General features: G+C 64.7%; 27 protein-coding genes and 1 pseudogene. 12 read left to right on the forward strand and 16 right to left on the reverse strand.

Going from position 1 to position 26,188, the window contains the following annotated elements; all coding sequences use genetic code 11:
* Nucleotides 1-136: 136 nt before the first annotated feature.
* Genes GOY17_RS09190 through GOY17_RS09210 form a run of 5 tightly spaced genes read left to right on the forward strand, consistent with a single transcriptional unit; the run spans nt 137 to nt 6,936 of the window.
* Nucleotides 137-2,896, forward strand: coding sequence for an ATP-binding protein (locus tag GOY17_RS09190; RefSeq protein WP_198173884.1), 2,760 nt, complete (start codon nt 137-139; stop codon nt 2,894-2,896).
* Nucleotides 2,893-3,276: a response regulator transcription factor gene (locus GOY17_RS09195; protein WP_157030153.1), complete on the forward strand. Its 384-nt coding sequence runs from the start codon at nt 2,893-2,895 to the stop codon at nt 3,274-3,276. Before GOY17_RS09190 ends, GOY17_RS09195 begins: the two co-directional genes overlap by 4 nt.
* Nucleotides 3,273-4,445, forward strand: coding sequence for a YaiO family outer membrane beta-barrel protein (locus tag GOY17_RS09200; RefSeq protein ID WP_157030154.1), 1,173 nt, complete (start codon nt 3,273-3,275; stop codon nt 4,443-4,445). The genes GOY17_RS09195 and GOY17_RS09200 overlap by 4 nt, the downstream gene beginning before the upstream one ends.
* Before the next feature lie 2 nt (nt 4,446-4,447).
* On the forward strand, nt 4,448-5,536 hold the full coding sequence (locus GOY17_RS09205; RefSeq protein WP_198173885.1) for a HEAT repeat domain-containing protein: 1,089 nt from the start codon (nt 4,448-4,450) through the stop codon (nt 5,534-5,536).
* A complete protein-coding gene (locus GOY17_RS09210; protein WP_157030156.1) occupies nt 5,533-6,936 on the forward strand; it encodes a glycosyltransferase family 2 protein in 1,404 nt (467 codons plus the stop codon). The genes GOY17_RS09205 and GOY17_RS09210 overlap by 4 nt, the downstream gene beginning before the upstream one ends.
* Nucleotides 6,937-7,017: 81 nt before the next feature.
* Here the strand turns inward: GOY17_RS09210 and GOY17_RS09215 are convergent, their stop codons facing one another.
* Nucleotides 7,018-8,442, reverse strand: coding sequence for an MFS transporter (locus GOY17_RS09215; RefSeq protein ID WP_157030157.1), 1,425 nt, complete (start codon nt 8,440-8,442; stop codon nt 7,018-7,020).
* Between the two features lie 149 nt (nt 8,443-8,591).
* On the opposite strand from GOY17_RS09215, the gene GOY17_RS09220 reads away from it, so the two are divergent.
* The 3 genes from GOY17_RS09220 (at nt 8,592) to GOY17_RS09230 (ending at nt 11,966) form a co-directional block, all read left to right on the forward strand.
* Nucleotides 8,592-9,461 (forward strand): LysR family transcriptional regulator, encoded by an 870-nt coding sequence (locus tag GOY17_RS09220; protein ID WP_232338572.1) that lies wholly within the window; start codon nt 8,592-8,594, stop codon nt 9,459-9,461.
* Between the two features lie 417 nt (nt 9,462-9,878).
* Nucleotides 9,879-10,832, forward strand: a complete 954-nt coding sequence (locus tag GOY17_RS09225; RefSeq protein WP_157030158.1) for a pyridoxamine 5'-phosphate oxidase family protein — start codon at nt 9,879-9,881, stop codon at nt 10,830-10,832.
* An 891-nt stretch (nt 10,833-11,723) separates the two neighbouring features.
* Nucleotides 11,724-11,966, forward strand: a complete 243-nt coding sequence (locus GOY17_RS09230; protein ID WP_157030159.1) for a hypothetical protein — start codon at nt 11,724-11,726, stop codon at nt 11,964-11,966.
* A gap of 970 nt (nt 11,967-12,936) precedes the next feature.
* On the opposite strand, the pseudogene GOY17_RS09235 reads toward GOY17_RS09230, so the two are convergent.
* Both GOY17_RS09235 and GOY17_RS09240 read right to left on the reverse strand, forming a co-directional pair.
* A pseudogene (locus tag GOY17_RS09235) lies at nt 12,937-13,038 on the reverse strand (NAD(P)-binding protein); the annotation flags it as partial.
* A gap of 10 nt (nt 13,039-13,048) precedes the next feature.
* On the reverse strand, nt 13,049-13,474 hold the full coding sequence (locus GOY17_RS09240) for an Rrf2 family transcriptional regulator (protein WP_157031669.1): 426 nt from the start codon (nt 13,472-13,474) through the stop codon (nt 13,049-13,051).
* Nucleotides 13,475-13,527: 53 nt separating this feature from the next.
* On the opposite strand from GOY17_RS09240, the gene GOY17_RS09245 reads away from it, so the two are divergent.
* The 3 genes from GOY17_RS09245 to GOY17_RS09255 all read left to right on the forward strand — a co-directional run bounded on the left by GOY17_RS09245 (nt 13,528) and on the right by GOY17_RS09255 (nt 15,537).
* Nucleotides 13,528-14,205, forward strand: coding sequence for a class I SAM-dependent methyltransferase (locus tag GOY17_RS09245; protein WP_157030160.1), 678 nt, complete (start codon nt 13,528-13,530; stop codon nt 14,203-14,205).
* A gap of 116 nt (nt 14,206-14,321) precedes the next feature.
* Nucleotides 14,322-14,882, forward strand: coding sequence for a dihydrofolate reductase family protein (locus tag GOY17_RS09250; protein ID WP_157030161.1), 561 nt, complete (start codon nt 14,322-14,324; stop codon nt 14,880-14,882).
* 199 nt (nt 14,883-15,081) lie between these two features.
* Entirely contained in the window at nt 15,082-15,537 is a 456-nt protein-coding gene (locus GOY17_RS09255; RefSeq protein ID WP_157030162.1) for a carboxymuconolactone decarboxylase family protein, read from the forward strand.
* Between the two features lie 113 nt (nt 15,538-15,650).
* On the opposite strand, the gene GOY17_RS09260 is transcribed toward GOY17_RS09255, so the two are convergent.
* The 3 genes from GOY17_RS09260 to GOY17_RS09270 all read right to left on the reverse strand — a co-directional run bounded on the left by GOY17_RS09260 (nt 15,651) and on the right by GOY17_RS09270 (nt 18,159).
* Nucleotides 15,651-16,064 (reverse strand): hypothetical protein, encoded by a 414-nt coding sequence (locus GOY17_RS09260; protein WP_157030163.1) that lies wholly within the window; start codon nt 16,062-16,064, stop codon nt 15,651-15,653.
* Between the two features lie 232 nt (nt 16,065-16,296).
* Nucleotides 16,297-16,956, reverse strand: a complete 660-nt coding sequence (locus GOY17_RS09265) for a DsbA family oxidoreductase (protein WP_157030164.1) — start codon at nt 16,954-16,956, stop codon at nt 16,297-16,299.
* Nucleotides 16,957-17,295: 339 nt separating this feature from the next.
* Nucleotides 17,296-18,159, reverse strand: coding sequence for a pirin family protein (locus GOY17_RS09270; protein ID WP_232338573.1), 864 nt, complete (start codon nt 18,157-18,159; stop codon nt 17,296-17,298).
* 117 nt (nt 18,160-18,276) lie between these two features.
* On the opposite strand from GOY17_RS09270, the gene GOY17_RS09275 reads away from it, so the two are divergent.
* Complete coding sequence (locus tag GOY17_RS09275; protein ID WP_157030166.1) at nt 18,277-19,203, forward strand: LysR family transcriptional regulator; 927 nt, start codon at nt 18,277-18,279, stop codon at nt 19,201-19,203.
* A 36-nt stretch (nt 19,204-19,239) separates the two neighbouring features.
* Here GOY17_RS09275 and GOY17_RS09280 read toward each other — a convergent pair whose 3' ends face one another.
* From GOY17_RS09280 to GOY17_RS09325, 10 genes are all read right to left on the reverse strand, one after another.
* Entirely contained in the window at nt 19,240-19,707 is a 468-nt protein-coding gene (locus GOY17_RS09280) for a DUF3237 domain-containing protein (RefSeq protein WP_198173886.1), read from the reverse strand.
* Complete coding sequence (locus GOY17_RS09285) at nt 19,704-20,765, reverse strand: NAD(P)H-dependent flavin oxidoreductase (RefSeq protein ID WP_157030168.1); 1,062 nt, start codon at nt 20,763-20,765, stop codon at nt 19,704-19,706. Before GOY17_RS09285 ends, GOY17_RS09280 begins: the two co-directional genes overlap by 4 nt.
* 9 nt (nt 20,766-20,774) lie before the next feature.
* Complete coding sequence (locus GOY17_RS09290) at nt 20,775-21,350, reverse strand: NADPH-dependent FMN reductase (protein ID WP_157030169.1); 576 nt, start codon at nt 21,348-21,350, stop codon at nt 20,775-20,777.
* An 83-nt stretch (nt 21,351-21,433) separates the two neighbouring features.
* Nucleotides 21,434-22,348, reverse strand: coding sequence for an alpha/beta fold hydrolase (locus GOY17_RS09295; protein ID WP_198173887.1), 915 nt, complete (start codon nt 22,346-22,348; stop codon nt 21,434-21,436).
* Nucleotides 22,349-22,448: 100 nt separating this feature from the next.
* Entirely contained in the window at nt 22,449-22,931 is a 483-nt protein-coding gene (locus tag GOY17_RS09300; RefSeq protein WP_198173888.1) for a cupin domain-containing protein, read from the reverse strand.
* Between the two features lie 29 nt (nt 22,932-22,960).
* Complete coding sequence (locus GOY17_RS09305) at nt 22,961-23,368, reverse strand: GlcG/HbpS family heme-binding protein (protein ID WP_157030171.1); 408 nt, start codon at nt 23,366-23,368, stop codon at nt 22,961-22,963.
* A 17-nt stretch (nt 23,369-23,385) separates the two neighbouring features.
* Nucleotides 23,386-24,081: a type 1 glutamine amidotransferase domain-containing protein gene (locus GOY17_RS09310; RefSeq protein WP_157030172.1), complete on the reverse strand. Its 696-nt coding sequence runs from the start codon at nt 24,079-24,081 to the stop codon at nt 23,386-23,388.
* A 324-nt stretch (nt 24,082-24,405) separates the two neighbouring features.
* Nucleotides 24,406-24,945: a peptide-methionine (S)-S-oxide reductase MsrA gene (gene msrA / locus GOY17_RS09315; protein WP_157030173.1), complete on the reverse strand. Its 540-nt coding sequence runs from the start codon at nt 24,943-24,945 to the stop codon at nt 24,406-24,408.
* Nucleotides 24,946-25,057: 112 nt separating this feature from the next.
* A complete protein-coding gene (locus tag GOY17_RS09320; RefSeq protein ID WP_115842353.1) occupies nt 25,058-25,291 on the reverse strand; it encodes a tautomerase family protein in 234 nt (77 codons plus the stop codon).
* Between the two features lie 49 nt (nt 25,292-25,340).
* On the reverse strand, nt 25,341-26,051 hold the full coding sequence (locus GOY17_RS09325) for an SDR family NAD(P)-dependent oxidoreductase (RefSeq protein WP_157030174.1): 711 nt from the start codon (nt 26,049-26,051) through the stop codon (nt 25,341-25,343).
* Nucleotides 26,052-26,188: the final 137 nt, after the last annotated feature.

The raw sequence follows: 26,188 nt of genomic DNA on the forward strand, positions 1-26,188 counted from the left end.
TCGATCGGCAACCTTCACCACCGTGGAACCGCCGACATGGCAGGATCGCGCCGCCGGTGGACGCGCCGGCGATCGAGGGAAGCGAGGCGTGGGCAAGCCAAGGATTCGCTTACACAACATCGGATTCGGACTCGCGTTGCTGGTCATCCTGTTGCTGCTGGCGCAGGCGCGGCGGACGCAGGAGGACCTGCTTCGATCGAACCAGGCCTTCTCGCGCAGCGCCGAAGTGCTCACCACCGTGCAGGACACCCTGTCCGCGTTGCAGGACGTGGAAACCGGCATGCGCGGTTACGTGATCACCGGCGCGGACGCGTTCCTGCAGCCGTATCACGACGGAAACCGGCGACTGGTTCAGGCGCGTGCGCGGCTGCGGGAGCTGGCCGGCAGCCAGCGGGACGCGGCCTGGTGGGGCAGGGCCAACCACGACATCGACGAACGCCTGCGGCTGGCAAAAGTGAACGTCGACCTGCGTCGTCGCGCCGGGCTGGAAGCGGCATCACAGAGCGTGGCGCAGGCGGGCGGCAAGGAGGCGATGGACCGCGTGCGCTCGCTGCTGGGCGAGCTGGAAGCCGCTGAACGCGAACGCATGATTGTCGAGGGCCGCGCCGTCGAACGCCGCGTCGCGGAATTCCGTCGCTGGACGACGTGGGGAACGGCGGTGGCGCTGGTGCTGCTCGCCGCGGCGCTTCTTTCCGTGCACCGCAGCCTCGTGCAGCGTCGGGAGGCATTGCACCTGGCGCGCGCGGGCGAGGCGCGGCAGCGGGCGATCCTCGACGCGATTCCCGACCTGCTGTGGCAGTTCGACACGAACGGCAACCCGCGCCTTCTGTCGAGCGATTACGGGGCGACGTTGCCGCCGGCGCTGCTGGTCGCGATCCGCTCCGCCTTGCCGCACGTGCAGGCCGACAGCGCCGTGCACACGCTCACCGCGCAGGAAGCCAGCGGCCAGGTGTTCGAGGCGCGCCTGGTCGCCATCGACGACGGGCATCTGGCGATCGTGCGCGAGGTCACCGAGTTCATCGTGCAGGAACGCGCCCTGCGCGACCAGCACGACTTCCTTCGCGCGATCGTCGATTCCGACGAAAGCCTCGTCTTCGTGCGCAGCGCGGGCGGGCGATTCACGCTGTGCAACATCGCGTTCGCCGCGACCATGGGGCTCACGCCGTCGCAGGTGGAAGGGCGCCGCCCGTCGGACCTTGCGGGCCAGCGCATCATCGAACCCCTCTTGCAGGCCGACGACGCGCTGCTGCAGGGCGAGGACGAATGGCGTGCCGACCGCGTGCGGATCGTCGACGTGCGCGAGCAGGAGCGCTGGATGCAGGTGCTCAAGCGCCCACTCGTGCGCTCCGACGGCCAGCGCCAGGTGCTCACGGTGGTGATCGACGTCTCCGCGCAGCAGCGCATGGAGCGGATGAAGGACGAGTTCATCTCGACCATCAGTCACGAGTTGCGCACGCCGCTGACCTCAATCCGCGGGGCGCTCGGGCTGGTGGTGGGCGGGACCGCCGGCGAGCTGCCCGATTCCGTGCGGCCGTTGCTGGAGATCGCGCACAAGAACACCGAACGGCTCGTGCGGCTGATCAACGACATCCTCGACATCGAGAAGCTGCAATGGGGCGGCCTGTCGCTGCAGACGCACCGTTTGCCGCTGCGCGCGATGGTGGCCCAGTCGATCGACCAGATCGCGACCTATGCGCGCGAGTTCGAGGTGACGGTCGAGTTCGGCCCCGGCGACGACGGCGTCGTGGAAGTGGACGTGGACCGCTTCGCGCAGGTGATGGCGAACCTGCTGTCCAACGCGATCAAGCATTCGCATGCCGGCGGTGTCGTGGAGGTGTCGGTGACGCGTCGCGACGAGGGGCTGCAGATCGACGTGCGCGACCACGGCGAAGGCATTCCCGAAAACTTCCGTCCGCGTGTCTTCGAACGTTTCGCGCAGGCCGACGCGTCCGACGTCCGGCGTCGCGGCGGAACGGGCCTGGGCCTGGCGATCACGCAGTCGCTGGTGGAGAAGATGTCCGGGCGCATCGGTTTCGAGACCGAAACGGGGCAGGGCACGCGCTTCTTCGTCTGGTTGCCCGAAGCGATGCGCCTGAACGATCCCGCGCCATCCAAGGCGGCCGACGACCTCACGCCGTACGTCGTGCTGCTGCAGGACGAATCGGCGCTGGCCGACGAACTCGCGCGCGTGCTGCGCGAGCACGGCTACCGGACGCTGCTCGCCAACGACATCGCACGTGCGCGCGAGCTGCTCCAATCGCCCAACGCGAAGGCGCTGGCGATCGACCTGGGATCGGCGGGCACGTCCGCGCGCGGCGTGCTGCGTGAACTGCGCTCCGAGCCGGAGTTCCGCTCGTTGCCCGTGCTGCTGCTGGGGATACGTCCGCCTTCGGTGGACTCCGACGGATTGCGCGGCGGCGCCGTCGGCGTGGTCGACTGGCTCGGCAAGCCCCTGGATCCGGAGCAGGTGGCCGAAGCGGTGCGCACCACGCTGCGCGATCCGTCCCGGCGCTTCGAAGTCCTGCACGTGGAAGACGACGAGGACGTGTGCGCGCTGCTGCGGACGCTGCTGCAGGGCCAAGGCCTCAACCTGCACGCGGCCGGTTCGCTGGCGCAGGCGCGCGAGCAGCTCTCGCAGCGACGGCACGACCTGGTGATCCTCGACCTGAAGCTGCCCGACGGCGATGGATCGGAGCTGCTCGAAGAACTCGCGCGCGCGCGGCCGCCCACGCCGGTGATCATCTTTTCCGCCCAGGACGGCGGCCTCGCCGAGAGCCGCGCCGTGCTGCGCCGGCTGGTGAAATCACGCCACCATGCCCGCGAGCTTGCGACCCTGATCCTGGATACCTTGCGCCACTGGCCGGCCGGCGGCGCGCAGAAAGAGGAGACCGGATGAGCTCCGCCACCCATGTCCTGATGATCGAGGACGAGGAAGACATCGCACTGATCGTCCGTTACCTGCTCGAGCGAAACGGATTCACGGTCGAACACCTGGCCGACGGACGGGCCGGGCTGGAACGCATCCAGACCGGCGCGGTGCCCGACCTGGTGCTCATGGACTTCATGTTGCCGTTCCGCGACGGCCTGGAACTGGTCGAACGCCTCCGCGCGCAGCCGCAGTGGACCTCCGTTCCCGTGCTGATGCTCACGGCCAAGGCGCGCGAAGCGGACATCGTGCGTGCGCTGGAGATCGGTGCCGACGATTACGTCACCAAGCCGTTCCAGCCCGAGGAACTGATGGCACGCATCCGGCGCCTGTTGAGGCGATCGCTGTGAGGTTGCGCGACGCGGCCCGGCTTTCGGTGCTGGGACTGGCGATGACCTTCTGCACGGCGAACGCGCAGACGGTCGAGCAGGCGCAGGCGCTGATCGAACTCCGGAAGTACGCCGACGCCGCGCGGGTGCTCGAACAACGCCTGGCGGTCGCGCCCGACGATGCGGACGCGATGTTCCTGCTCGCGCGGACGCATGCATGGAACGGCGAGCCGACGCGCGCGTTGCCGCTGTACGAGCGCCTGCTGGCGCGTGCGCCCGACAACGTCGATTACCTGCTGGGTTACGGTCAGGCCCTCGGCTGGGCGGGACGCAACGAAGAGGCCATCGAGGTGCTCGCGCGCGCGCAGCGTCTCGCGCCGGACTACGCGGACATCGGACCCGCGCTTGCGCAGGCGCGCGCCGCGCAGGCCGCCGCCGTTTCGCCCGAGCCGTTGCTGCCGTCGCCCACCGACGCGCCGCGCGCAGCGGCGCCGCAGACGCCAGAGCGACGGCGCACCGTCTCGCTGTCGGCGCGCCACGACTGGCTGGATGGCGCCTACGACGACTGGAGCGGCGTGCGCGTGGATGCATCAAGTTCGCAGCGCGGAAGATTCGGTGGCTACGGCGCGATCACCGCCGACCGGCGCTTCGACCTCGACGACGTCGGCGTCGAAGCCGGTGCGTTGCTGCCGCTCGGCGATACCTGGCTGTTGCAGCCCGAAGTGGGCGTGGTGCCCGACGCCGATTTCCTGCCGCGCTACTACGCGGACCTGCGCGTGCAGCACACCTTCGCGCATGGCTGGATCGGGAGCGCGAGCCTGCGCACGAGCGACTATCCCGACACGCGCGTCGACCGGCTCGCGGTGGGCGTGGAGCGCTACTGGAGCCAGTGGCGCGCGGCGTACACGTTCAACCTGACGCGACTTCGCGACACGCATTCGCCCGGACACGACGTGCGCCTGGCGCGTGCGTACGGCGACGGCAGCGAGATCGGCCTGCAACTGGCGTTCGGGCGTGAGGCGGCGCTGGTCGACACGGGCGTGGTCGCCAGCGACGTGCGCGGCGCGGTGCTGTTCGGGCGCCATGTCTTCGCGCAGCGGTGGTCATGGCTGTGGAATGCCGGCGTGGTAGAGCAGGGCGATCTGTACACGCGCCGCGGCATCGGCATCGGGCTGGAACGGCGCTTCTGACGATGGAATGGACCAGCTGGCTACCGGTGGATCCGCTGCTCCGGCTGGCCAGCCTGATCGCCTCGCTGCTCGCGGTCGTCACCGTCCTGGTGCTGCTCCAGGTGCTGGTGCTTTCCACGCTGGCGACGCGGCAGCGTCGTGCCCGCGAGGCGTTCGATCGCCAATGGCGCCCGCACATGGCGATGGCGAGCCTGGACAACGACATCGCCTGCGACCTGCCGGCGCCCAGGGGCCGCAGGCGCCTGTGGTGGCTCATGTTGTGGAACAAGCTGCAACGCAAGCTGCGCGGCGAGGCGACGTCGCGGCTGAACCGGCTGCTGCTCTCGCTCGGGCTCGACGAGTACGCATTGCGACTGCTGCGGTTTCCCGGCGTGCGCAATCGCCTTGTCGCGCTGGAAACCCTGCGTCATCTCGGCGACCCCGCGCACTGGGAGGCGGTCGAACCGCTCGCCCACGGACGCAATCCGTTCGTCGCATTCGCCGCCGCGCAGGCGCTGATCGCGATGGACGCACCACGAGCGACGCGAACGGTGCTGCCGATCGCGCTGGAAGGCGAGCACTGGGGCGGGCAGCGCCTGGTCGCGCTGTGTCGCCAGGCCGGACGTGATGCCGTCACCGACGCGCTGCTCGATCTGCTCGCACGCGCCGATGCACGCGCGTTGGCCCGACTCGCACCGCTGCTCGCCTTCGCCGATCCCGTGCGTGCGGCACCCTGGGCGCGCGAACGCGCGTTGGGCGACGCTGATGCACGCAACCGGCAGGCCTCGCTCAAGGCGCTGGGCGAGCTGGGGGATCCACGCGACAAGCCGCTGATCGTCCGCTCGCTGCGCGACGAGGACCCCGCCGTGCGCCTCACCGCCGCCCAGGCGTTGCGGGCGTCGGCGGATCTGTCCGACATCGAGGTGCTGCTTCCCGCGCTCGCCGACCAGAGCTGGTGGGTGCGCCGGGAAGTCGCCGACACGCTGGCCGCGCTTCCGCGCATGGACGACGGCGCGCTGCAGTCGCTGCTGCCGCGCGTGGAGGACCGCTACGGACGTGAAGCGCTGGAGCGCGCCCGCGCCGAGCGCGCGATGAGGGCGGGACGCGCATGAGCGGCGAGTTCCTCTTCGCCCTGCAGCTGTTCTTCATCGGCTACTTCGTGCTGCTCAATGGCGGCTACCTCGTGCTCAACCTGCTGTCGATGCTGAGTCTGCGCAGCTACATGCGCCAGCGCGCCGAGTACGGCACCGACGCGCCGTACCTCGGCATCGAGCCGGCGATCTCGCTATTGGTGCCGGGCTACAACGAGGAAGCGACGATCCGCACGTCGGTGCGCTCGATGCTGCAATTGCAGTACCCGGACTTCGAAGTGGTCGTGATCAACGACGGCTCGAAGGACGGCACGCTCGCGACGCTGGTGGAGGAATTCGAACTCGTCCCGCACCCGGAGGTCGTGCGCCGCGCGGTGCCGCACAAGCCGATCCGCGGCGTCTATCGCTCACTGCGCTACGGCAACCTGCGCGTGATCGACAAGGAGAACGGTGGCAAGGCCGATGCGCTCAACGTCGGCATCAACGTCGCGCGCAACCGGCTGTTCTGCGCGGTCGACGCGGACTCGATCCTCCAGCGCGACAGCCTGCTGCGCATCGTGCAGCCCTTCATCGAGGACGAAAGGACCGTCGCCGCCGGCGGCACCGTGCGCATCGCCAACGGATCGGAAGTGCGCGGCGGCTTCCTGGTGAAATCGGGCCTGCCTCGCAACCTGCTCGCGCGCATGCAGATCATCGAATACCTGCGCGCGTTCCTGTTCGGGCGCCTGGGCTGGTCGCCGCTGAACGGCGTGCTGATCATTTCCGGCGCATTCGGGCTGTTCGATCGCGCGCGCGTGGAAGCCGTGGGCGGTTATCGCACCGACACGGTCGGCGAAGACATGGAACTGGTCGTGCGGCTGCACCGCTGGCATCGGCGCAAGCGCATCGCGTACCGCATCCGCTATCTGCCCGATCCCATCTGCTGGACCGAGGCGCCGGAAGATCTCGGCACGCTGGGGCGGCAACGGTCGCGATGGCAGCGCGGTCTGGCCGAAAGCCTGATGTTCCACCCGCCGTGGCGATTCGGCTGGCGTGCGGGCGCGGCGGGCTACCTCGCGTGGCCCTTCATGGCGTTGTTCGAATGGGTCGGACCGTTGATCGAGCTGACCGGCTACGTCTTCATGATCGTCGGCTTCCTCATGGGCTGGGTGTCGCCCGTGGCGTTCACCGTGTTCATCGCCGTTGCGCTCGGCATGGGCATCCTGCTGTCGGTCAACGGCCTGTTGCTGGAGGCGCTTTCCTTCCGCGTCTACAACCGCAGCCGCGACATGCTGTGGCTGTTCGCGATGGCGGTGCTGGAGAACTTCGGCTATCGCCAGCTCAATACGCTGTGGCGTTGCCGCGGCATGTGGCAATGGATGTCGCGACGCAAGCATCAATGGGGCGCGATGAAACGCAGCGGGCAGTGGGGGAGGATGTAGGTATCGCTTGACGCCTCCGACCGTCTCCGAGTCCGGGCCGAAATGCCCGACACCGGAACGCGGGCGAAGATGCTCATCCCTTCACACGTCGGATGGCCTCCTGGCATCCCGCCTCCAGGCGAGGGCTGCCGCGAATGCCAACGCGAACGCCATGATGGTAGAGGCTGCCGAGAACCCATCGGCGACGTCCTTTGCGCTCGCACCATCGGGCGCCAACGAGAAGAACACGCCGCCCACCAGCGCGACCGAAAGTGCAGCGCTGATCTGCAGAACGGCGCTGACCACGCCCGCCGCGAGCCCAGCCCACCTTGCTTCCACTTGATCCACGTTGAGCCGCACGAGTGCCGGGTGCGCGATTCCTTGTCCAACCCCTATCAGGAAGAGGGGTAGGGGCAGCCACGAGGGTTTGGCGAATGCCACCAGCATGGCCGTGATCGCCAGCCCGGCCGCTTCCAGACCCATGCCGAACGCGGCTGTCCGTGCGTGCAGCCATCGCGCGACCCAAGGACCAGCCAGCGCACCGCAAAGGAGTCCGAAGCCTAGCGGCAGGATCGCGATGCCCGCCGCGAGCGGACTGCGGTCCAGCCCGATTTGCTGATAGACCGAAAAGGTAAGAAAGAAGGCCGCGAGCGCATAGAAGAACAGCGTCGACAGGAGAGTGCGTCGTAGCCCGCGGGATGAAAGCGCCATGGGCGATACCAGTGTCGAGGCGCCCGATCGCTCCCGGGCATTCTGGTAGCGCCAGAAAGCGGCCAACAACAGCGGCGCCAGGGCCAGCGCGCCCAGGCTCCACGTCGGCCAGCCATGCTCGCGTCCCTCGATGAGGGGAACCACCAGGGCAAGCAGCCCCAGTGCCAGCAACGCAGCGCCCGAGATATCTAGGCGATCGGGGTTCGATGCCTTGCGCTCGGGAAGCAGCACGAGTGCTGCCGGGATCGCGACGGCGATGACGGGGAGGTTGACCAGGAAGACGCTCCTCCAGCCGAGATTCCATGGGCTTGCTGCCACCAGCAGGCCGCCGAGGACCTGGCCCGCTACCGATGCGAGTCCGAACGTCGCGCCGTACCAGCTGAGCGCGCGGTTCTTCTCGCTCGCCTGGAAGAGCGCATGGATGAAAGCGAGCGACTGCGGCGCCATCACTGCAGCCGACATTCCCTGCAGCAGCCTCCCTGCCACGAGCACGTCGGATGACGGCGCCAGCCCGCATACGGCGGAAGCCGCTGCAAAGCCCACCATGCCCGCGAGGAACGCGCGCTTTCGGCCAACGATGTCGCCCAGGCGCCCACCCAGGACAAGAGTGACCGCGTAAGCCGTGGCGTACACCGACACCACGAGCTGAGACACGTCCGACGGGGCGCGCAGGTCTTCGCGAATGGCCGGCAGCGCGACATTGACGATGAAGAAGTCCAGTGGCGGCAGCAGCGTGCCCGTGAGCAGTACAACCAGCGCCACCCAGCGACGTGAGTCCGGATGCTTCGCATCCGGGATTGCGATTGACGAGTTCATCGGGTCAGACCAGGGAACGATGCGATCGGGCGACGTCCGTGACCTGACCGATCCGACCAGACGGCGTGCAAGGCAGGCATGGTGCGGCCTGACAGTGTTGTTTGTGCACTGCCATTCCTGCATATTCCGCGTACATATTTGAACGGCTGATGGCGATGGAATGGAGCGATGTCAGGATCTTCCTGGCGGTCGCACGCGCGGGCTCCCTGGGTGAGGCGGCACGGCGCCTCGGCGTGAGCCATCCCACCGTAGGACGTCGGGTGAAAGCGCTCGAAGACGAGGCGGGGCAGCCGCTCTTCCGCAGGACCAGGGATGGCCTGGTGCTCACGGACGCAGGGGACCGGGTGCTGTCGCTGGCTGAGTCCATGGAGAACTCCGCGCTGTCCATGGAGCGCCGCCTGGCGGGTAACCATGAGCGGCTCGAAGGCATCCTCCGCGTGTCGTCAGCGGACTGGTTCGCAGCCTTCGTTCTTGCTCCGGTCTTCGTGGAAATGGGGCGACTTCACCCGGCAGTGGTTCCTGAAGTCATCGCGAGTTACCGCCTGCTGGATCTTTCCCGTCGCGAGGCCGACGTTGCTTTCCGCATCGTCCCGTTCAGCGAGCCCGACATAGTCCAGCGACGTCTCATGACGATGCCCTATGGCTTGTACGGAACCGCGGATACCGTTGCGGCGGTGAAGCGCGACGCGGCATCCGTGGGTCTCATCCTGATGAACACCGCACAGAGCCATTTTCCGGACGTGGCTTGGCTTATCGAGAGATTTCCCGAATCGTCGCGGGTATTCACCAGCACGAGCCGTAGCGTGCAGGCGCAGATGTGCCTGCGTGGACGTGGCGTCGCGGTCCTGCCGCGCCCGTTGGGCGATGGAACCCTGGGGCTCCAGCGCATCGAGGCACTGGGCACGCCACCCGCCAGGGACGTCTGGGTCGGATACCACCACGATCTGAGGCACATGGACCGGTTGAGAGCCATGCTTGCCATAGCCGATGAGATGTTGAGCGGCGGGCCGCCTGGCTAGCTGCCCGTCCCGCGCAACAGGCTTCGGGCGTTTCGGCAAGCTATTGCGGGTATGACGGAAGGGTTCGATGCATCTGTTTGGCCTCGGTCATGGGACCCGGTGGCGCCTGTATCGGCCGAGCGCGCGCGAGAGAGGGTAGGGGTTATCCGCTGCGGCACCGTTGGCACGGGTCAATTCCGATGGATCGTCGTGAACGCCTACCAGCGCCACGAGCGCTTCGGGACGTGCGGCAGCGTTGGCGACTGCAATCGCAAACGATCTGGCGTATGACAGTGGCAGACAGCAGTTGCGCATCGTGAACGGCAGCGCGTAAAGCCAGGCTTTCTCCGGTCACGTGCGCAAGTCTCGCCAGAACAAGGATGCACCGGCTCGTGGTTCGACCGGCGCGACCGAGATGGCTCAAATGGAGAAACTGCCATGCACACAAACGAATCGCAGCCTTCGCCCTGGCACGACGGTGAACGCGCCATGCAAGCGACGGTTGGCGTGGTTGACCGCATGGAGGCCGTGGGCAAGCGCGTGATGCGCGACTACATGCTCGATCAGCATCGCGAATTCTTCGAGAAACAGTCGAGACTGATGGTCGGACTTGTGGATGCCGACGGTTGGCCTTGGGCGACGATCATCGAAGGTGCGCCCGGTTTCATCCAGACGCCGAGTCCAAGACGCCTTGCGGTCCAAGCGCTGCCATCGATGAACGATCCAGCGTTCGCCGGTTTTCGCGAGGGCGCTTGCATCGGTCTTCTCGGCCTGGAATTCCACACCCGACGTCGAAACCGATTGAATGGCCGCATCGAAGAACTCAATGAATCGGGGTTCTCTGTCGAGGTGGTGCAATCGTATGGAAACTGCCCGCAGTACATACAGACTCGTACCCCGATCGGAGCGACGGTGGATGATGCTGGCTTTGAGGTCGAATCGTTGGAAGGCCTTGATGAGGAAGCCTCCGACCTGGTGGAAACTTCCGACACGTTCTTCGTGGCCAGTTACGCGGACGCGGGCGGTAGAGTTGCGAGCCGTCAGGTCGATGTCTCGCATAGAGGCGGCAAACCTGGCTTTGTGCTCGTCGAAGGGAACGTCCTCACGATTCCCGATTTTGCAGGGAACATGTTCTTCAATACGTTGGGCAACATCCTGGAGACCGGCCGCGCGGGCCTTCTGTTCGCGGACTTCGCCAACGGGCACGTGCTCCAGGTGACCGGCGAAGCGCGCGTGGAGCTCCACTCGAAACGGACCCAGGCATTCCACGGCGCCGAGAGATCGTGGACTGTCCACATCGACCGCGTTGTGCGGCGCCGCCGGGCATTGAACCAGCGACTCACCCTCGACGAGTACTCGCCGAACAACCTCATGACTGGCTCATGGGATTGAAGCGAGCGCGGTGGTAGCGCTTGGTGACTTCCTCGCTGGCGGACCAAGAAAACCCGCGGATCAATGGGGGCAGAATCTAGGTTTTGGAGGCAGTAAACAGGGACGCCAACAGGCAGGCCGGGGCAAAGCAGGATGCCCCGGCCTCAGGGATCATACTTCGCATAATGCATATTATGTCAAACGGCCTCCGGGGCCTGCGCGGGGCTGTTCTCGCCTGGTTTCAATAGATCGGAAAGGCCCCAATTAATCGAACTGGGCGCCGTAATTGTCGGAATCGCCGTGGACACTTGTCCTACGTCGGCTGAGTCGGTCTCGGCAGTCAGACCTATGCCTGTGAGCTCCGCCAGCGAGCGCCTCCGTCAGCAACCGCCGGTCCATCCCGCGCTCAATGTCACGTCGGGCGCTGTGTCCAGTACTCGGTCGGTTCAGCGAACCTGTACTCCTGCAGAACTCGCACGAGCATGGGCGTGCGCCATCCGAGCTCGGGGAGAAAACAGTGTTCGGTCGGGCCGAGTGGCCGTGTCTCTTCCTGCAGCAACAGCCAACGGCAACCTCACGCCTGCTACGTGTGCTGTGGAACGTTTCATCCGGGCTTTGCCAGTTTGCTGCGATCGAGCATCTACTGCGCCTTGGAGCTTCCGTCCGGTCGCTTATGCGTGCTGCTCACCAGTCACGAGGATATCTGTGCGCTGCGCCATTGGTTCGGGGCGCTTTGGGGCGCGCCGCCGAAGTGGCCGATCCAAATGCATGCAAGCATCTCAAGGCCGTGGCGGCACGGCGCAAGGCAGATCGTAGGCGTTGACAGGCTAGTGCTCCCTGTTCATGACGTCACCGGCCACGCTGACTTCAGGAGGCGTACCATCACGGTCGCCCTATCTCGAGAGCCGAACCATGAAGACCGACTGGCTGTATTCGGACGTTCCGGTGCTCGTCGACGGCCGTCTTGTTAGGACGCGTATTCGGGTCGAGATCGACCCCTATTCACGGCAAATTGATGGGTATGAGATCGAGTTTGATTGGCATGACATCGAGTCTGTGGACGCATTGCCCGACGTCGAAACCGAGTCCACATCAGACGACCAAGACTACGTACGCAGGCTGCTCGCTGATCTGAGAAAGCGCTTCCCGAATTGATGCTTGTGATCCCCAGCGGTTCTGTAACACGACTCCTGCGCACAATTTGAGCGTTTGGCGGGCCCCTTACCCCGCAGAACTCGATCTGGCAGTCCGCGCCACGCGGGGTTCGCCTTGGACTAGGTTCCTTCCAGGGAAAAGTCCGTCAAGAAGAGACTATTCGCCGGCGCAACGAGGCCCCTCGCCCAGCTGTCCTTCGTCACTTAAAGCGACCCGCCACGACCAGATATGCGAGTCAGTCAGGCCACAGAAGGCGTCTCAGAAAGATCCGAAGCCACAAATCGCGTCCCGTTGAATGATCCACTCCTAGAAGATGCGTTTCACCACGAGCGCCGCATGTGTGCTCAGGACAATATTCGAGCGCCTAACAGGGATTGCGCCGAGATACGTTTAAGAACGCACCACGCTCGCGGATTAACCTTTGAAGACAAACAGTCACGCGCCTTATGCTGGCGTTTTTTGCCGCATGTGCGCCGTGGACACTTGTCCTACGTCGGCTGTGTCGGTCTCGGCAGTCAGACCTATGCCTGTGAGCTCCGCCAGCGAGCGCCTCCGTCAGCAACCGCCGGTCCATCCGCGCGCTCAATGTCACGTCGGCCGCTGTGTCCAGTACTCGGTCGGTTCAGCGAACCTGTACTCCTGCAGAACTCGCACGAGCATGGGTGTGCGCCATCCGAGCTCGGGGAGAAAACAGTGTTCGGTCGGGCCGAGTGGCCGTGTCTCTTCCTGCAGCAACAGCCAACGGCACCTTCGTCGCAACTCGTCGATTAACGCTTGCAGCGCTACCGATTGATCCATGCCTGACTGCAGAAGCGCTGCGGCGCCTCCCCGCACGGCTCTCCAAGCCAGATAGCGTTTGCGCCCCAACGGGTGCCTCGCCCAGTCGTCAGCTAGGGCTTGCATCGCCATCTCTGCGCCTGCCGGATCAAGTGCATTCTTGCGCATCAAGTGCGCTAGATACGTGTGTATTCCCTGCATCGATAATCAGCACGCTACGCCGGGCGCGAACCAACTGCAGCGCCGCTGCCATGCCCGAGTAACTCCCGCCGATGACGATGACGTCGTACTTCATGCAGCGTTCCTCAGCACTTGCGCCTGCGCGCGAAGCCGGCGGCCAAGTCGGCCAGCGAGATGGACTCGAACTTCTGCAGCAGCAGCGATTCGGCCTGTTCGAAGGCATCGTCGAGCGCGGCGTTGACCGCCTGTTCGACTCGGCATTGGGGATGCTCGTTGCGATTGCCGATGGCGAACAGGGCAGGCTCGCCCAGCGCTGCGTGCAACTGGCGCAGGCTGACGGAAGACAGGTCGGCCACGATGCGCCAGCCGCCGGAATGCCCGCGATCGGCGGCGACCAGCCCGGCCTCGCGCAGCAGGCCCATGGTGCGTCTGACGACAACGGGGTTCGTCCCGAGGCATTGCGCCAGGGCCTCGGAGGTCATCGGCGCGCCGTGTTCGTTCATGTGCAGCAATGCGTGGAGAACGGCGGATAGCCGGCTGTCGCGTTTCATGTAACAAATGATGTTACATAATTGGCAGACGGTCAACTCGCGAGATCCGCTGCATGTCTTCCTTCCACGACGCCACCGCCGTCGCGCGTTACGCGCAGGGCCCGGTGCGGCAGGTTCCCGGTTTGCATGCCCTGCATCGCATGGCCCACCTGCTGCTTGCCGAACACGTACCGGACGACGGCCGCATCCTGGTGCTCGGCGCCGGTGGCGGGCTCGAATTGAAGGCCTTTGCGAACGCGCGGCCGGGATGGCGATTCGTGGGCGTGGACCCATCCGCGCCAATGCTGGCACTGGCGGAGAACACGCTTGGCCCACTCGCGTCACGCGTGGAATTCATACACGGGGAGATCGATGCCGCGCCTGCAGGCCCCTTCGACGGCGCAACCTGCCTGCTTACCCTGCACTTCCTCACCCTCGAGGAACGCCTTCATGCATTGCGGCAACTTCGCGAGCGGCTCAAGCCAGGTGCTCCGCTCGTCGTGGCGCACCACAGCATTGCGCAGGAACCCGAGGAAAGAACGCGCTGGCTGGGCCGCTATGCTTCGTTCGCGGCAGCCTCCGGCGTCGCGTATGCCGACGCGCGGCGCGCCGCGGAAGGGATCGGCAGGCGGCTACCCCTGCTTTCACCGGCGCAGGAGGAATCGCTGCTGGAGCGTGCAGGTTTCACGACACCCGAACTGTTCTACGCAGCGTTCACCTTTCGGGGCTGGGTCGCTCGCCGGGAAGCATAGCCGTTGAAGGGCGCGTCCAAGGGGCTGGTCCGCTATGGGCAGAGGCGGACCTCGGTCTCACGCCGTGAGACGACAGGCTCCTAGGTTCCACATCCTTTCCCAAGGAGGACGCTGCTTTGAAAACGCAGTACTACACGTCGTCGAGCCTCGATGGCTTTCTTGCCACTGAAGACGATTCACTGGAATGGTTGTTTCCGCTAGGCGACATCAACGAGACCAGCTATCCGTCTTTCATCCATGGCGTCGGTGCGATCGCGATGGGCTCATCGACTTACGAATGGATCCTGCGCAATGCAGGCAGCGTCTCCGAAGCGACTGGATCGGCATGGCCATACACCCAACCGACCTGGGTCTTCACCAGCCGCACGCTGCCCACGATTGAAGGGGCCAACGTGACGTTCGCCAATGGCGACGTGCGCCCGGTTCATTCTCAAATGCTCGCGGCTGCCGACGGCAAGAATGTGTGGGTTATGGGCGGCGGTGGCCTCGCCGCGCAATTTCATGACGCCGGATTGCTGGACGAGATCACCGTACAAATCGGCTCGGCGACCCTCGGATCCGGCAAACCGTTGTTCCCGCGACGACTTCTCAGCCCCGGCCTTGCCCTGATCTCGGCAACGCAGGTTGGTACCGGGTTTGCAGAGCTGACGTACAGCGTTCTGAAGGATGTCCACTAGCGCCATCGGAGGCACCGCCAGATGACCCGGCGGAGGCACTCTGGGGCGCCGCCGATTCATGAAGTTCCACGGACAACCAAGACCCGAAGTCTGCTCGCGCACCGCTGCCAGCCTGTCACGAACTGCGGCGCTTAGGCGTCCATAGGATTGATGGGCTGTCAAACGGCAGCTCAGCACCTCCTCAACACGGACTTCGACAATGAAACGAGCTAATTGGTTTACGGTTTCCCCCGAGGGTGCCAAGGCAATCGGGACCCTCCACCACTTCGTCACGACGGGCACAGCCCTGCCGGCCAAACTGATTCACTTGGTGTTCTTGCGGGTTTCCCAGTTGAACGGGTGTGCCCATTGCATCGACATCCATACTCGTGATCTCATCAAGGAAGGGATGTCGGTGGACACCGTCGTCCTTGTTCCAGTCTGGCACGAGGCTGAGTACCTGTTCTCGGAGCAGGAGCGGGCAGCCCTGGCGTGGGCCGAAGAAGTCACGCGCGTAAGCGAGACGCACGCCTCTGACGCGGCGTACGCTGCGGCCGCAGCGGCGTTCTCCGAGAAGGACTTAGTGGACCTGACGCTGACTATTGCGGCGATGAACGCGATCAACCGCTTGGGGATCGGCTTCCGATTGAAGCCTCGCGCAAAGGCACACGCATAGCGCCAACTCAGTGGCGTCTGGCCGGATCCTTGCATCGGTCTTTTCCGGTGCTCCCGTGATGTCCGCTATCGACCAGAAGCGGACGTTCGCGGCAGGCGTAATGAGATCGACGGTCAGACCGAGCGCGTCCTGTGCGACCTGCCGAAGCGCTTTCCCGGACAGCCAACGTACCGGTCAACAGATCGGCGTCCGTCGGAATCTTCCACGATCACGGAGAAGTGCCTGCCAAACACAGGATCGGTGCCAAATCTTGCAGTCATTACCTTGATTTTCGCAGCGTCCAGACGGTGCTGTCCGGCGAATTCCGCAAGCCGCTCCGAATAGCGTCGGACGGCTTCGTTGAGGTCGGCGGAAACCGGGCTACCGGAGGTCGAACCTGTCTTGAAGTCCACGGTGATGTGGCCTTCGGGCGACGCCGCAGCTTCTTCGTAGATGTCGACCCAATCGATTCCCACCATGAGGCAAATGCCGCTTGCCAGGGAATCGGCAACGTTGTGGCCAAAGGATGCGAGTTCACCGATCTTCACGGCCTCTTCCTCGTGTCCGCTTTGGGTCGAAAGCGGACATTAACACCGCCGGTGGTGCACCGAGCTTGAGGTTTGACAGGGCCGTCCCGCTCCTTCCCTACCCGCGATAAACAGGCCTAATCGCCTCGGCCAGCGCCCGCTCCTGGCCTGGAACGGGCACTGGCCCAGCGCGGGTAGCGGTTCTGGAGACGAAGCCGAGCACCCTATCCGTAACGCTTCCGCGTAACTCGAGCTAACGCAGACGCATCGCTGCATCAGTGATCGCACTGACATATCCATCGACCGAGGTTGAACCGTTGAGCACGAGATGCCCATCTACCAGATAGCTCGGCACGCCGTTGATACCGAGGACGCGCGACTTGCTCTCCAGCCGAGACACTACGGCCTCATACGATCGGGCCCGCATAACGGCGTCGTGCGGCATTCCTGAGTCGGCGGCGATGCGCCCGAGTACATCGCTGCTGCCGATGTCTTCCCCGTGTGTGAAATAGGCGGCGAAGAGCCGGTCGACAAGCCGGTCCTGAAGCGATGCCCCTCCTTCATCCCACGCCAGCCGGGACAATCCGTGCGCCGCCAGCGTGTTCGGGGTGCGTGATTGCAGGTCGTAGCGGAAGTCCGCACCCACGTGGCGGCCGGCCTCCACGGCGCGGGCGTCCATCGCCAGGGCGTTCTCCCAGCCGAAGCGCTGGGTGCGGAACTGCTTGCGGTCCATCCCACTCGCCGGCATGGTTGGATTGAGCTGGTATGGCAGCCATTCGACATCGACTGCGATGCCGTCCCTTGCAAGGACCACCAGTGCGCGGTCCAGGCTGCGCTTGCCGATGAAGCACCACGGGCAGATCAGGTCAGCGACCACCTGCAGGTGCAGGGGCTTATCTTGTTGCTTGTTCATAAGTAGCCTTCGCGAGTGTCGTTTCGCGAAACACCGGTGCCCAATGCAGCACTGACGACTGACGTGCAATTGGCCCGCGCAGGCGCCTGCACGTTCGGTCGGTTGCCGATACTCGCTTCGCCGTCGAGTGACGGGAGGGTCGGTGATTCGCAGGTGCGTTCAATCTAGGAGCGCAGTACCGGTTTGCGAATCCCTGTCGTCCGGCAGACACTCTTCCGCCCAGCGCAACACTGCTGCCTGGAGCCCGCCCTGTCCCTCGTCGTCGAGGACCCAAGTCCGTCGCGCGGCGGCACGTTAAGTAGAAGAACCACATAGCGACTCGAGCCGCAGTGGCGTGACCTAGTCGTTGCGTCGCACCAGCGCTCGACCGATCTTGTCGATACGCGCCTCCCCTTCGCGCAAGGCCGCCTCCGTGGTGTGTACCGAGTACTGGCCCGACACCAGGCGATGCGGGTGCGGCACGGCCGACCCGAGGACGAACTCGGCGTCGGCATGGGCGAGAAACTCGATGTCAGCCTCTCCAGGCGCAAACACGAGCATCTCGCCTGCCCGCGCCGTCACGGGCAGCTCGAGTTCTCCCGTGCTGACGGCGGCCCACGCGACGGCGTGACCCGCGGGCGGCCTGTACGTCCAGCGCTCGCCGGCGCGCAGGCGGACTGAGAGGTAATTGATGGGCGACGGAGGAGTGATCGCGCTCGAGCACGCTCCGTGCTGTCCCAACAGGACGGTCACCGGTCCTGACGCCGGAATCTCATGCGGCGCCAAATAGGTGCTTATTGCCTCCGACAACTCCAGCTCCGGCGGCAGCGCGATCCACAGCTGGAAGCCGCGGACCCGGCCGTCGCCGTCGCCGAAGTTGCCCCCGTGCCACGCGCCGCCCCCGGCCCGCATCCATTCGACGTGTCCGCCCGCGATCTGCCCGCGCCGCCCCGTCGTGTCCTGGTAGTTCACCTCGCCTTCGTAGAGCCATGTCAGCGTCGCGATACCGGAGTGCGGATGCAGACCGTAGTCGCTGGCGCGGGGCTTGGGCTGGTCCCGGGTGTCGATGAAGTCGAGGAATACAAATGGCTTCAATAGTTCGCCCAGGTCGCCGGGGCTCATCAGCCGCGCGATCGGCCCGTGGCCCCGCCCGCGAGTCACGTGAATCACGCGACGCGTGAGCATGTCCGCAGTGGCGCGGACAGGTACAGTCTGGGCATTCATGGGCATCCTCCAGTTCGGTCAACGAGTGATCACACCGAATCTAGGGGCAAGCAGTCACAACGATTAGTCGGGCCTGCTAGATTTCATTCGTCCAGAAATCGAAGCAATTTCCCTGTCATGGCCGATTTGAACGACATCGCCCTGTTCGTGCAGGTGGTGCGCGCTGGCAGCTTCGCCGCAGCCGGCCGCCGACTGCGGATGCCGCCGAATACTCTCAGCCGTCGGATCCAAGCGCTCGAGGCACAGATTGGCGTGCGCTTGCTACAGCGGAGTACCCGCCAGCTCACGTTGACGCCGGCCGGCACAACGCTCTTTCAGGGGAGTGCCGAACAGATCGACGCGGTTGAAGCTGTTGCACGCGAAACCGCGGGCGGAGGCGAGCACGCCGTCGGTAAGGTGCGGGTAGCCGCTGCGGCGGATTTCTTCCGCTGGTTCGACGTGGCCTGGGTAGGCACGTTCCTGGCAGCACATCCCCGAGTGCGCCTCGAATTCGTTCTCGGCGATGACAAGGTAGATCTCATTGAACAGGCCATCGATGTGGCGATCCGCACCGGCGTCGACCGCGATTCGAACCTGGTCGCCAGGCCCATCGGCACCACACGCGCAACCTTGGTCGCAAGTCCTACCTACGTAGCATCACGCGGCCGGCCCGAGTCGCTGCAGGAGTTGAGCGAGCACGATTGCATCGCCGCTCCCAGCCGCAGCGGCTTGGCCGAGTGGCGCTTGATCGGTCCAGACGGCGCTACGGTCGTGGGCTTGACCGGGCGGTTTCATGCCAATGCGCTTCGTGTGCAGCTGGACGCGGCACTTGCGGGACTCGGCATCGCCCTGCTTCCTACTCTGGTGACCGCGGAGTATTTGCGTTCGGGGCAATTGCTTGAAGTGCTACCGCATCACGGTACGTCGAGCGTCGGCGTCTCGCTGGTCTACTCCAGCCGTCGCCAATCTCCCAAAGCCGTGACCGCCTTCATCGATTTCGTGATGGTGCGGATGAGAGAAGCAGCGTTGCTGGAACCACTGTCCCAGACCACCAGCAGCACTTGACGCGGCGCCGGGTACGCTGACTAGACCAAGCACGGCTTAAAGGATCTCGTACACGTCGTAACGCGGCCCTTCCGGGAGACGCTCGCCGATACCTACAGCGACGATCCGATTCAACCACTCATAACGCGGATCCGAAGTCTGGAAAACCGGAGTGATGCGGAAATAGTAGCTCTCGCCGTCTACGTGCTCGCCGCGTGTGAGTCGTGCCATCACCTCGGGTGGGCCATGGCGAATTCCTCTGTAGGTCATGGCAATCAGGGCGTCATCGTGGGTTTTCAGCACGACCCGCGCATCGAGCATCACCGCGCCATCGCCGCGGAGCGTTTGCCAGTCGGTTCCGTTTGGAAGCACGATTCCCTGCAGCCGCTCCCCGGTGAAAGTCCCCCCAGGCACGTCAGCGATTCGCAGGGTGCTTCCCTCCGGGCCGCCGATCATGCGGAACGCGTTGACCGAGAGTTGCATCGCGAACAATCGCCGCGAACGTATCGGCATCGTGTTCGTCATTCCCATGCCTCCGTGAGTTCACGCACCAGGCTTTCGACCAGCGCCGCAACCGGCAGCGATCGTGCGAGCGGTGCGCCCTGCCCTGCCCACTGCGCACCAAATCCGTGCACGCCACGCGCCTTGGCAGCCGCATTGAGGACTTTTCCCAGGTCGTACGCAACCGGATAGTCCGGCACCACCGCGTCCGGGATGCCGGAACCGATCAGGGTGAACCGATTGACGAGGCACCGTGCCGGCCGCCCCGAGATGACACGCGTCATCACCGTGGCCGCGGCCGCGGCGAGCGTTTGCTTATAGGCCGCGTCGGCGAGGCTCTCATCGCAGCCCACGAAGGCGGTGCCGAGCTGTGCAGCGCCCGCCCCGAGCTTCAGGACCGCGGCGATGCCCGCACCGTCCATGATGCCCCCGGCGGCGATGACGGGAATCCGTGTTCTCTGGACAAGCAGGCGTGTGAGCGCCAAGGTGCCGAGCGCCTCATCCGGTGCTGCAGGATCGAAACAGCCGCGGTGGCCACCTGCCTCCCAACCCTGTGCGATGACCGCGTCGAGTCCAGCGGCTTCAATCGCGCGAGCCTCGGCGAGGTTTGTTGCCGTCGCGATCAGCACGATGCCAGCCTGCTGGAGCGCTCGAATCGCGTCGTCGGCTGGCAAGCCGAAATGGAAGCTGACGATTGGCGGACGAGAATCAACCAGCATTGCCAGCATTGCGGCGTCCACAACGAAGCTGCGATAGATCTCGCTCAGCCGCTCCGGAGGCGCTGCCTCGAGGGCCCCGAACTCAGGCTCCAGACGCTCGATCCATGCGCGCTCCACGTCCGGCCTGCGCCGTGCCGGTTTATGGCAGAAAAGGTTGACATTGAAGGGGCCGGATGTGGCGGCGCGCATGGCTTCGATCAGCGACCTCGCCGCCGACACGTCGAGAGCGCCGACAGCAATTGAGCCGAGTGCGCCAGCCCGTCCCGCCTCAATTGCCATTGCCGGCGATGAGACGCCGGCCATCGGCGCCTGGATGATCGGGAGGCGAATGCCAAGCAGCTCGGTGAGCGTCGACGACCACATCTTCGCCCCCTACGACGCGCGCGCATGCCGGAGTGCGAGCGTCCACCACAACAGCTCTTCCAGCATCACGCCCGCGTTCTCCTCGATGTAGGGAATCTCGGCAAGGGGCTTGGCTTCGCGCAGCGCATCGAAGAAGTCGCGCCCCTGGATATGTACCCCGTTTCGTGTCGGCGCCATCTGCAGCTCGACGCAATTGAGCCGGAGCTGTTCGATCGCACGGGCGCCGCCCACGCTGCCGTAACCGACGCATGCGCAAGGCTTGCGGTTCCACTCCGGGTACGCGTAATCAAGTGCATTCTTCAGAACGGCCGGGAGACCGCGGTTGTACTCGGCCGTCACAAAGATGTAGCCATCGAAGCGGGCTACCGTAGCTTGCCATCGACGCGCCACGTCATTGCTGGACGGCACCCAGGCATTGGAGGCCGGCTCGTCGAAGAACGGCATCGGGTAATTGCGAAGATCGACGAGTTCGACCTCCATGTCGCCGCGGGCGACGGCAAGATCGCGGATCCAGGCAGCGGGAACGTCGGCAAACCGCGATGCGCGGGTCGTGCTCATGATCACGGCAATCTTGGGCAGGGACATGATCTGACTTCTCCGAAAAAGCCAGCCTTCTTCGCTGGCGGCGCGTCAATGATCGAGCCCATGCGGCCATCCGTCGATTGGACCTAGGTATCCAAAAGATCGCGCTTCGGAGCGATCGGGTCTCCTTGCGTTCCCAAGTGCTTGCCCAGGAACGACAGCATCAACAACGCGATCTCGTCGAGCTGTTCTTCGAGCGCGAAGTGGCCGGCATCGAGCAGATGAAGCTCTGCGTCCGGCAGGTCGCGCAAGTACGCCTGCGCGCCAGCGGCTACGAAAGACGGATCGTTCCTTCCCCACACGATCAAGGCAGGCGGTTGCCGCGCACGCAGCCAGTTTTGCCAGGCCCGGTAAGAGGCGACGTTCGTCCGGTAGTCGTACAGAAGGCGGCTTTGGATGTCCCGCTGCGCCGGTTGGGCCAGGCGTGCGGACTCATCTTCCCAAATCTCCGGGTTATAGCGCTCCGGATGCGCGCTACCCAGCGTGTGGCGTCCTTGCGTGCTTTCCAGTGACAGGAACGCCTCGGCCACGTCCGTATGTAGCGCAGGAGCTTCCCAGTAGTCACGGATTGCTGCCCACTTTGCGCCGAGCCCTTCGTCGTAGGCGTTCGCATTCTGAATGATCAGGGCCTGCAGTCGCTCTGGTTTCGCAAGGAACGTACGAAATCCCACGGGACCGCCGTAGTCATGCAGGTAGAAGCTGCAACGGTCGATCCCGATCTCGGCCAGGAAGCACTGGATTGTTCGCGAGAGTCGGTCGAACGTGTACTCGTACGACGATGGCGGCGGGGCTTCACTCCGGCCGAAGCCCGGGTAGTCGGGTGCGATCACGTGATAGTAGGGCGCGAGGAGCGGAATCAAGGCGTCGAACTGGCGCGATGAGGTCGGGAAGCCGTGCAGGAGCACGACGGTGGGCGCATCGCTCTGGCCTGCTTCGCGGTAGAAGATACCGACGCCATCCGCGGTGACGTGCTTGTACGTCGTGGTTGCGGACGTCGACAAGGGGAGCACGGGTTACGCCCTCCCCTTCGCTGAGGCCGGGACCGCTGGGTAGTTCTTCAGGGCCATACCGGATCTCACCTGTACCAGCCCTGCAGCAAGGTCAATGCGTGCGTGGATCGTCGTGCGGATCCACGTAGACGATGCCGAGCGGCCCGACGCCGGTGACCTGGGTGATGTACTCGCCCGATCGCGCCCGGTGGAAATGCGCGGTGTTGGCGGGCAGCACGATGACACTCCCTGGTGCATAGGCCACGAGTTTGGATTCGTCGAACGTCGTCCCTAGCCCGATGTAGAAGACGCCTGAGATGACCGTATAGATCCGATCTTCCGGGTGGGTGTGCGGCATTAGCGTGACGCCGCCGGGAACTTTCACGCGCACCAGATAGGGCCCTGGCTTCGACGGTTCGCCCACAAGCACCGCAAGCCGGGCCTGTTCCGGAAACGCAGGAAACTGTTCCCACTGAACATCCTCCTGCTGGACGGAACCGAAGGCTTTGGCCGGCAATCCGGCGCCCTGTGCCGCGCAAGCCGTGCAAGCGATGAGCCCGACAGTCGCACGCAGGAAACTCAGCGGTGTGGTCATGGAAGCGGCTCCAGGCTGGCAATCTGGCATCAGCCGTTCGTGTTGGACTCGGACAGAGCAGAGTCGACGATGGCGACATCCTGCTCGGTCGTGCCGCCACTGACTCCGACGCCGGCAAACACCCTGCCCTCGTGTTTCAGCGGGACGCCTCCCGCCATGGCGGTATAGCGGCCGCCCGCCATGGCCAGCAGGGCGTACAGGGACTGGCCCGGCTGCACGAGAGCATCCAGCTCGGCGGTGCGTCGACCCACCAGCGCGGAGGTGTATGCCTTGCGCTCCGAGATCTCCATCGAATAGGCGGGCGCATCGTTCATTCGGTGCTGAAGCACGAGGTTGCCGTGGACGTCCACGATGGACACCGACACGGGAACGTGCATCCTCGTCGCTTCCGTTTCGACGCGCTCCGCAAGTGTTTTCGCCGTCATGAGCAGATCCATGAGTGCACTCCTTGCGGTCAGCCCTTCGCCGGCGTGAGCTGCTTCATGAGCAAAAGCAGCGTCTGTGCGGCGATCGTTGACGAGGCCGGATTCTGACCGGTGATGAGGCGTCCATCGACGACGGCGAACGGATACCAGTTGTCCGTCTTCTGGTACAGACCGCCCAGGCGTTTGAGTTCATCTTCCACAAGGAAGGGCACCACCTTGGTGAGCTGCACCTCCTCCTCTTCGGTGTTGGTGAAGCCAGCGACGCGCTTACCCTTCACGATCGGTTCTCCCTTGTGCCTGACGTGACGCAGGACCGCTGGCGCATGGCATACCGCCGCGACCGGCTTTCCGCTGTCGTAGAACGACTCGATCAGCTTGATCGAGTGAGGGTCCTCCGCGAGGTCCCACATCGGGCCGTGTCCGCCTGGATAGAACACCGTGTCGAAGTCGCCGGCCGACACCGAGTCCAGGCGAAGCGTGTTCGCCAGTACGCCCAAAGCGTCCTTGTCGGCCTTGAAGCGTGTCTGCGATTCCGTCTGATTGTTGGGGTCGTCGCTTTTCGGATCGATTGGAGGCTGCCCTCCCTTGGGCGACACGACCGTCACCGAAGCCCCCGCATCGGTGAAGACGTAATACGGGGACGCGAATTCCTCCAACCAGAAGCCAGTCTTGTGGCCCGTGTTTCCGAGGGCGTCGTGCGATGTCAGCACCATGAGGATGCGCATGTGTCTCTCCGCCGGCTGGTTGCCGCAGATGTGATTTCATTGGCAAAAGCGAGATGCGGTCGAATCGTCTACGCATCCGCGCTGCATTCGTCGGCCAAAGCTTTCGACAAAGGCGATAAAGCGCGATGTGTGCGCACGCGATGGATGTGTTTCGCACTCACCATCTCAACAGCCTTGCCATCACTTGCTTCGACGAGTGCAGGTTGCGCCGTTGCCCCGGAAACGTCTATCCCGCTTTGGTATCGGTTTGATCAGCGGCGACCAGGTGAAGCGTGAAGTAGTGGCGTCTTCGAGGAACGCGTCATCGCGCGCGCCGCGGAAGGCCTAGAAGTCCGACGCACCATGGGCAGATGATGCGAGTCGATCACACGCAGACATAGTCGAGGGACGGATGTGATTGCATGCGCGCTGTTCGGGGTGGCGCTCGAAGTACGCCTGGTGCTCCGGCTCTGCTTCCCAGAACGGGCCCGCTGGCTCAACCGTCGTCACGACTCGACCGGTAAGCAGTCCGGAACTGTCCAGTTCGGAGACGGCCGCTTCGGCGATGCGGCGTTGCACGGCGGTGAGATAGAAAATCGCCGAGCGATAGCGCGTGCCGATGTTGGCCCCTTGGCGATTGAGCGACGTCGGATCGTGGATGCGGAAAAAGAACTCCAGGATTTGTTTGTAGGAGAGCAGCTCCGGATCGAAGACGATCTCGATCGCCTCGGCGTGCGTCCCGTGATCCTCATACGTCGGACACGCAAGATCGCCACCCGTGTAGCCCACGCGCGTCGACACGACCGTGGGTATGCGACGAAGCAGTTCCTGCATTCCCCAGAAGCAGCCCCCGGCGAGGATCGCAGCTTCGGTCTTGGCGATCATTCCCACGCATCCCCAACCGACGACAACCGGTCGGGACATTAGCATTCTCTGGTGCGATGCGTGCGGTACCTTCCCATCGTGGACGCGGGGCTCCACGCCCACCGCCTCGGCGTCACTTCTCCTCGGCACGACGCCGTCGCAGCTCGGGCACCGGCATGCCGTACCAGCCCCAGTTCTCCAGCGGGACCTCCTCGATCACGACGAACGTCGAGTCGAGCGGCTTGCCCAGTACATCGAGCAGCAGCTGGCTGACGCCGCGGATCAGCGCGGCCTTCTCTTCCGCCGTTGCGGCATCGCGACCCGGGCCCGATCCCTCGCGGGTGATCTGTATGTTGACGATGGGCATTGCCTTGCTCCTGTCGTAAGGGGCGAGGGTTCCCCGCCCCGGGTGAAAGTCAGTGACCAGCGCTCTGGCCGCCGTCGACGTGCAGGATCTCGCCGGTGACGAACCCGGCCGACTCCAGGAACAGCACGGCCTGCGTGACGTCGGAGATCTCGCCGAGGCGGGCTACCGGATGCAGCGCGGCCAGCCATTCGTGCGTTTCCGGCGCGTGCATCGGCGTGCGGATGACGCCGGGCGATACCGCGTTCACGCGGATGCCGCGCTTGGCGTACTCGATGGCCAACGACTTCGTCGCCGCGTTGAGGCCACCCTTGGTGAGCGAGGCGAGGACGGACGGAACACCATCGATCGCATGGTCGGTCAAGCTCGTGGTGATGGTGACCACATGCCCGGCGCCCTGTTTTTCCATCTGCTCGATGGCCAGCTGCGTGATGTGGAAGAAGCCGGTCAGGTTGATCGCGACGTTGTTGGCGTAATCGTCGGCGTCGAACTGCGTGAACGGCTTGGCGGTGAAGATGCCGGCGTTGTTCACCAGGGTGTCGATGCGACCAAAACGCGCGAGGCCTTCGTCAATGATGCGCTGCGCGACGGCGCGGTCGGAAATGTCGCCGGCGACGGCGAGCACGTCGGGATCGGACGACGGCTTGATCGAACGGGAGTTGGCGATCACGCGGTAATCGCGATCACGGTAGGCCTGGACCAGGCCGGCGCCGATACCCTGCGAGGCGCCGGTGATGATGACGGTCTTGCGGGAACTGCTCATGATGTTGCTCCGGATTGATGGGGGATCGGTTTCACCGCGTAGTGCGGCGTGTTTCCGACAAGCTCAATCTAGGGACGCATCCCGGTCCTACGAATCCACGCATTCCGGCAGACATTCTTCCGCGAAGCGGTGGAATC

It is taken from the genome of Lysobacter soli, from assembly GCF_009755585.1.
GTDB lineage: Bacteria > Pseudomonadota > Gammaproteobacteria > Xanthomonadales > Xanthomonadaceae > Lysobacter_J > Lysobacter_J soli.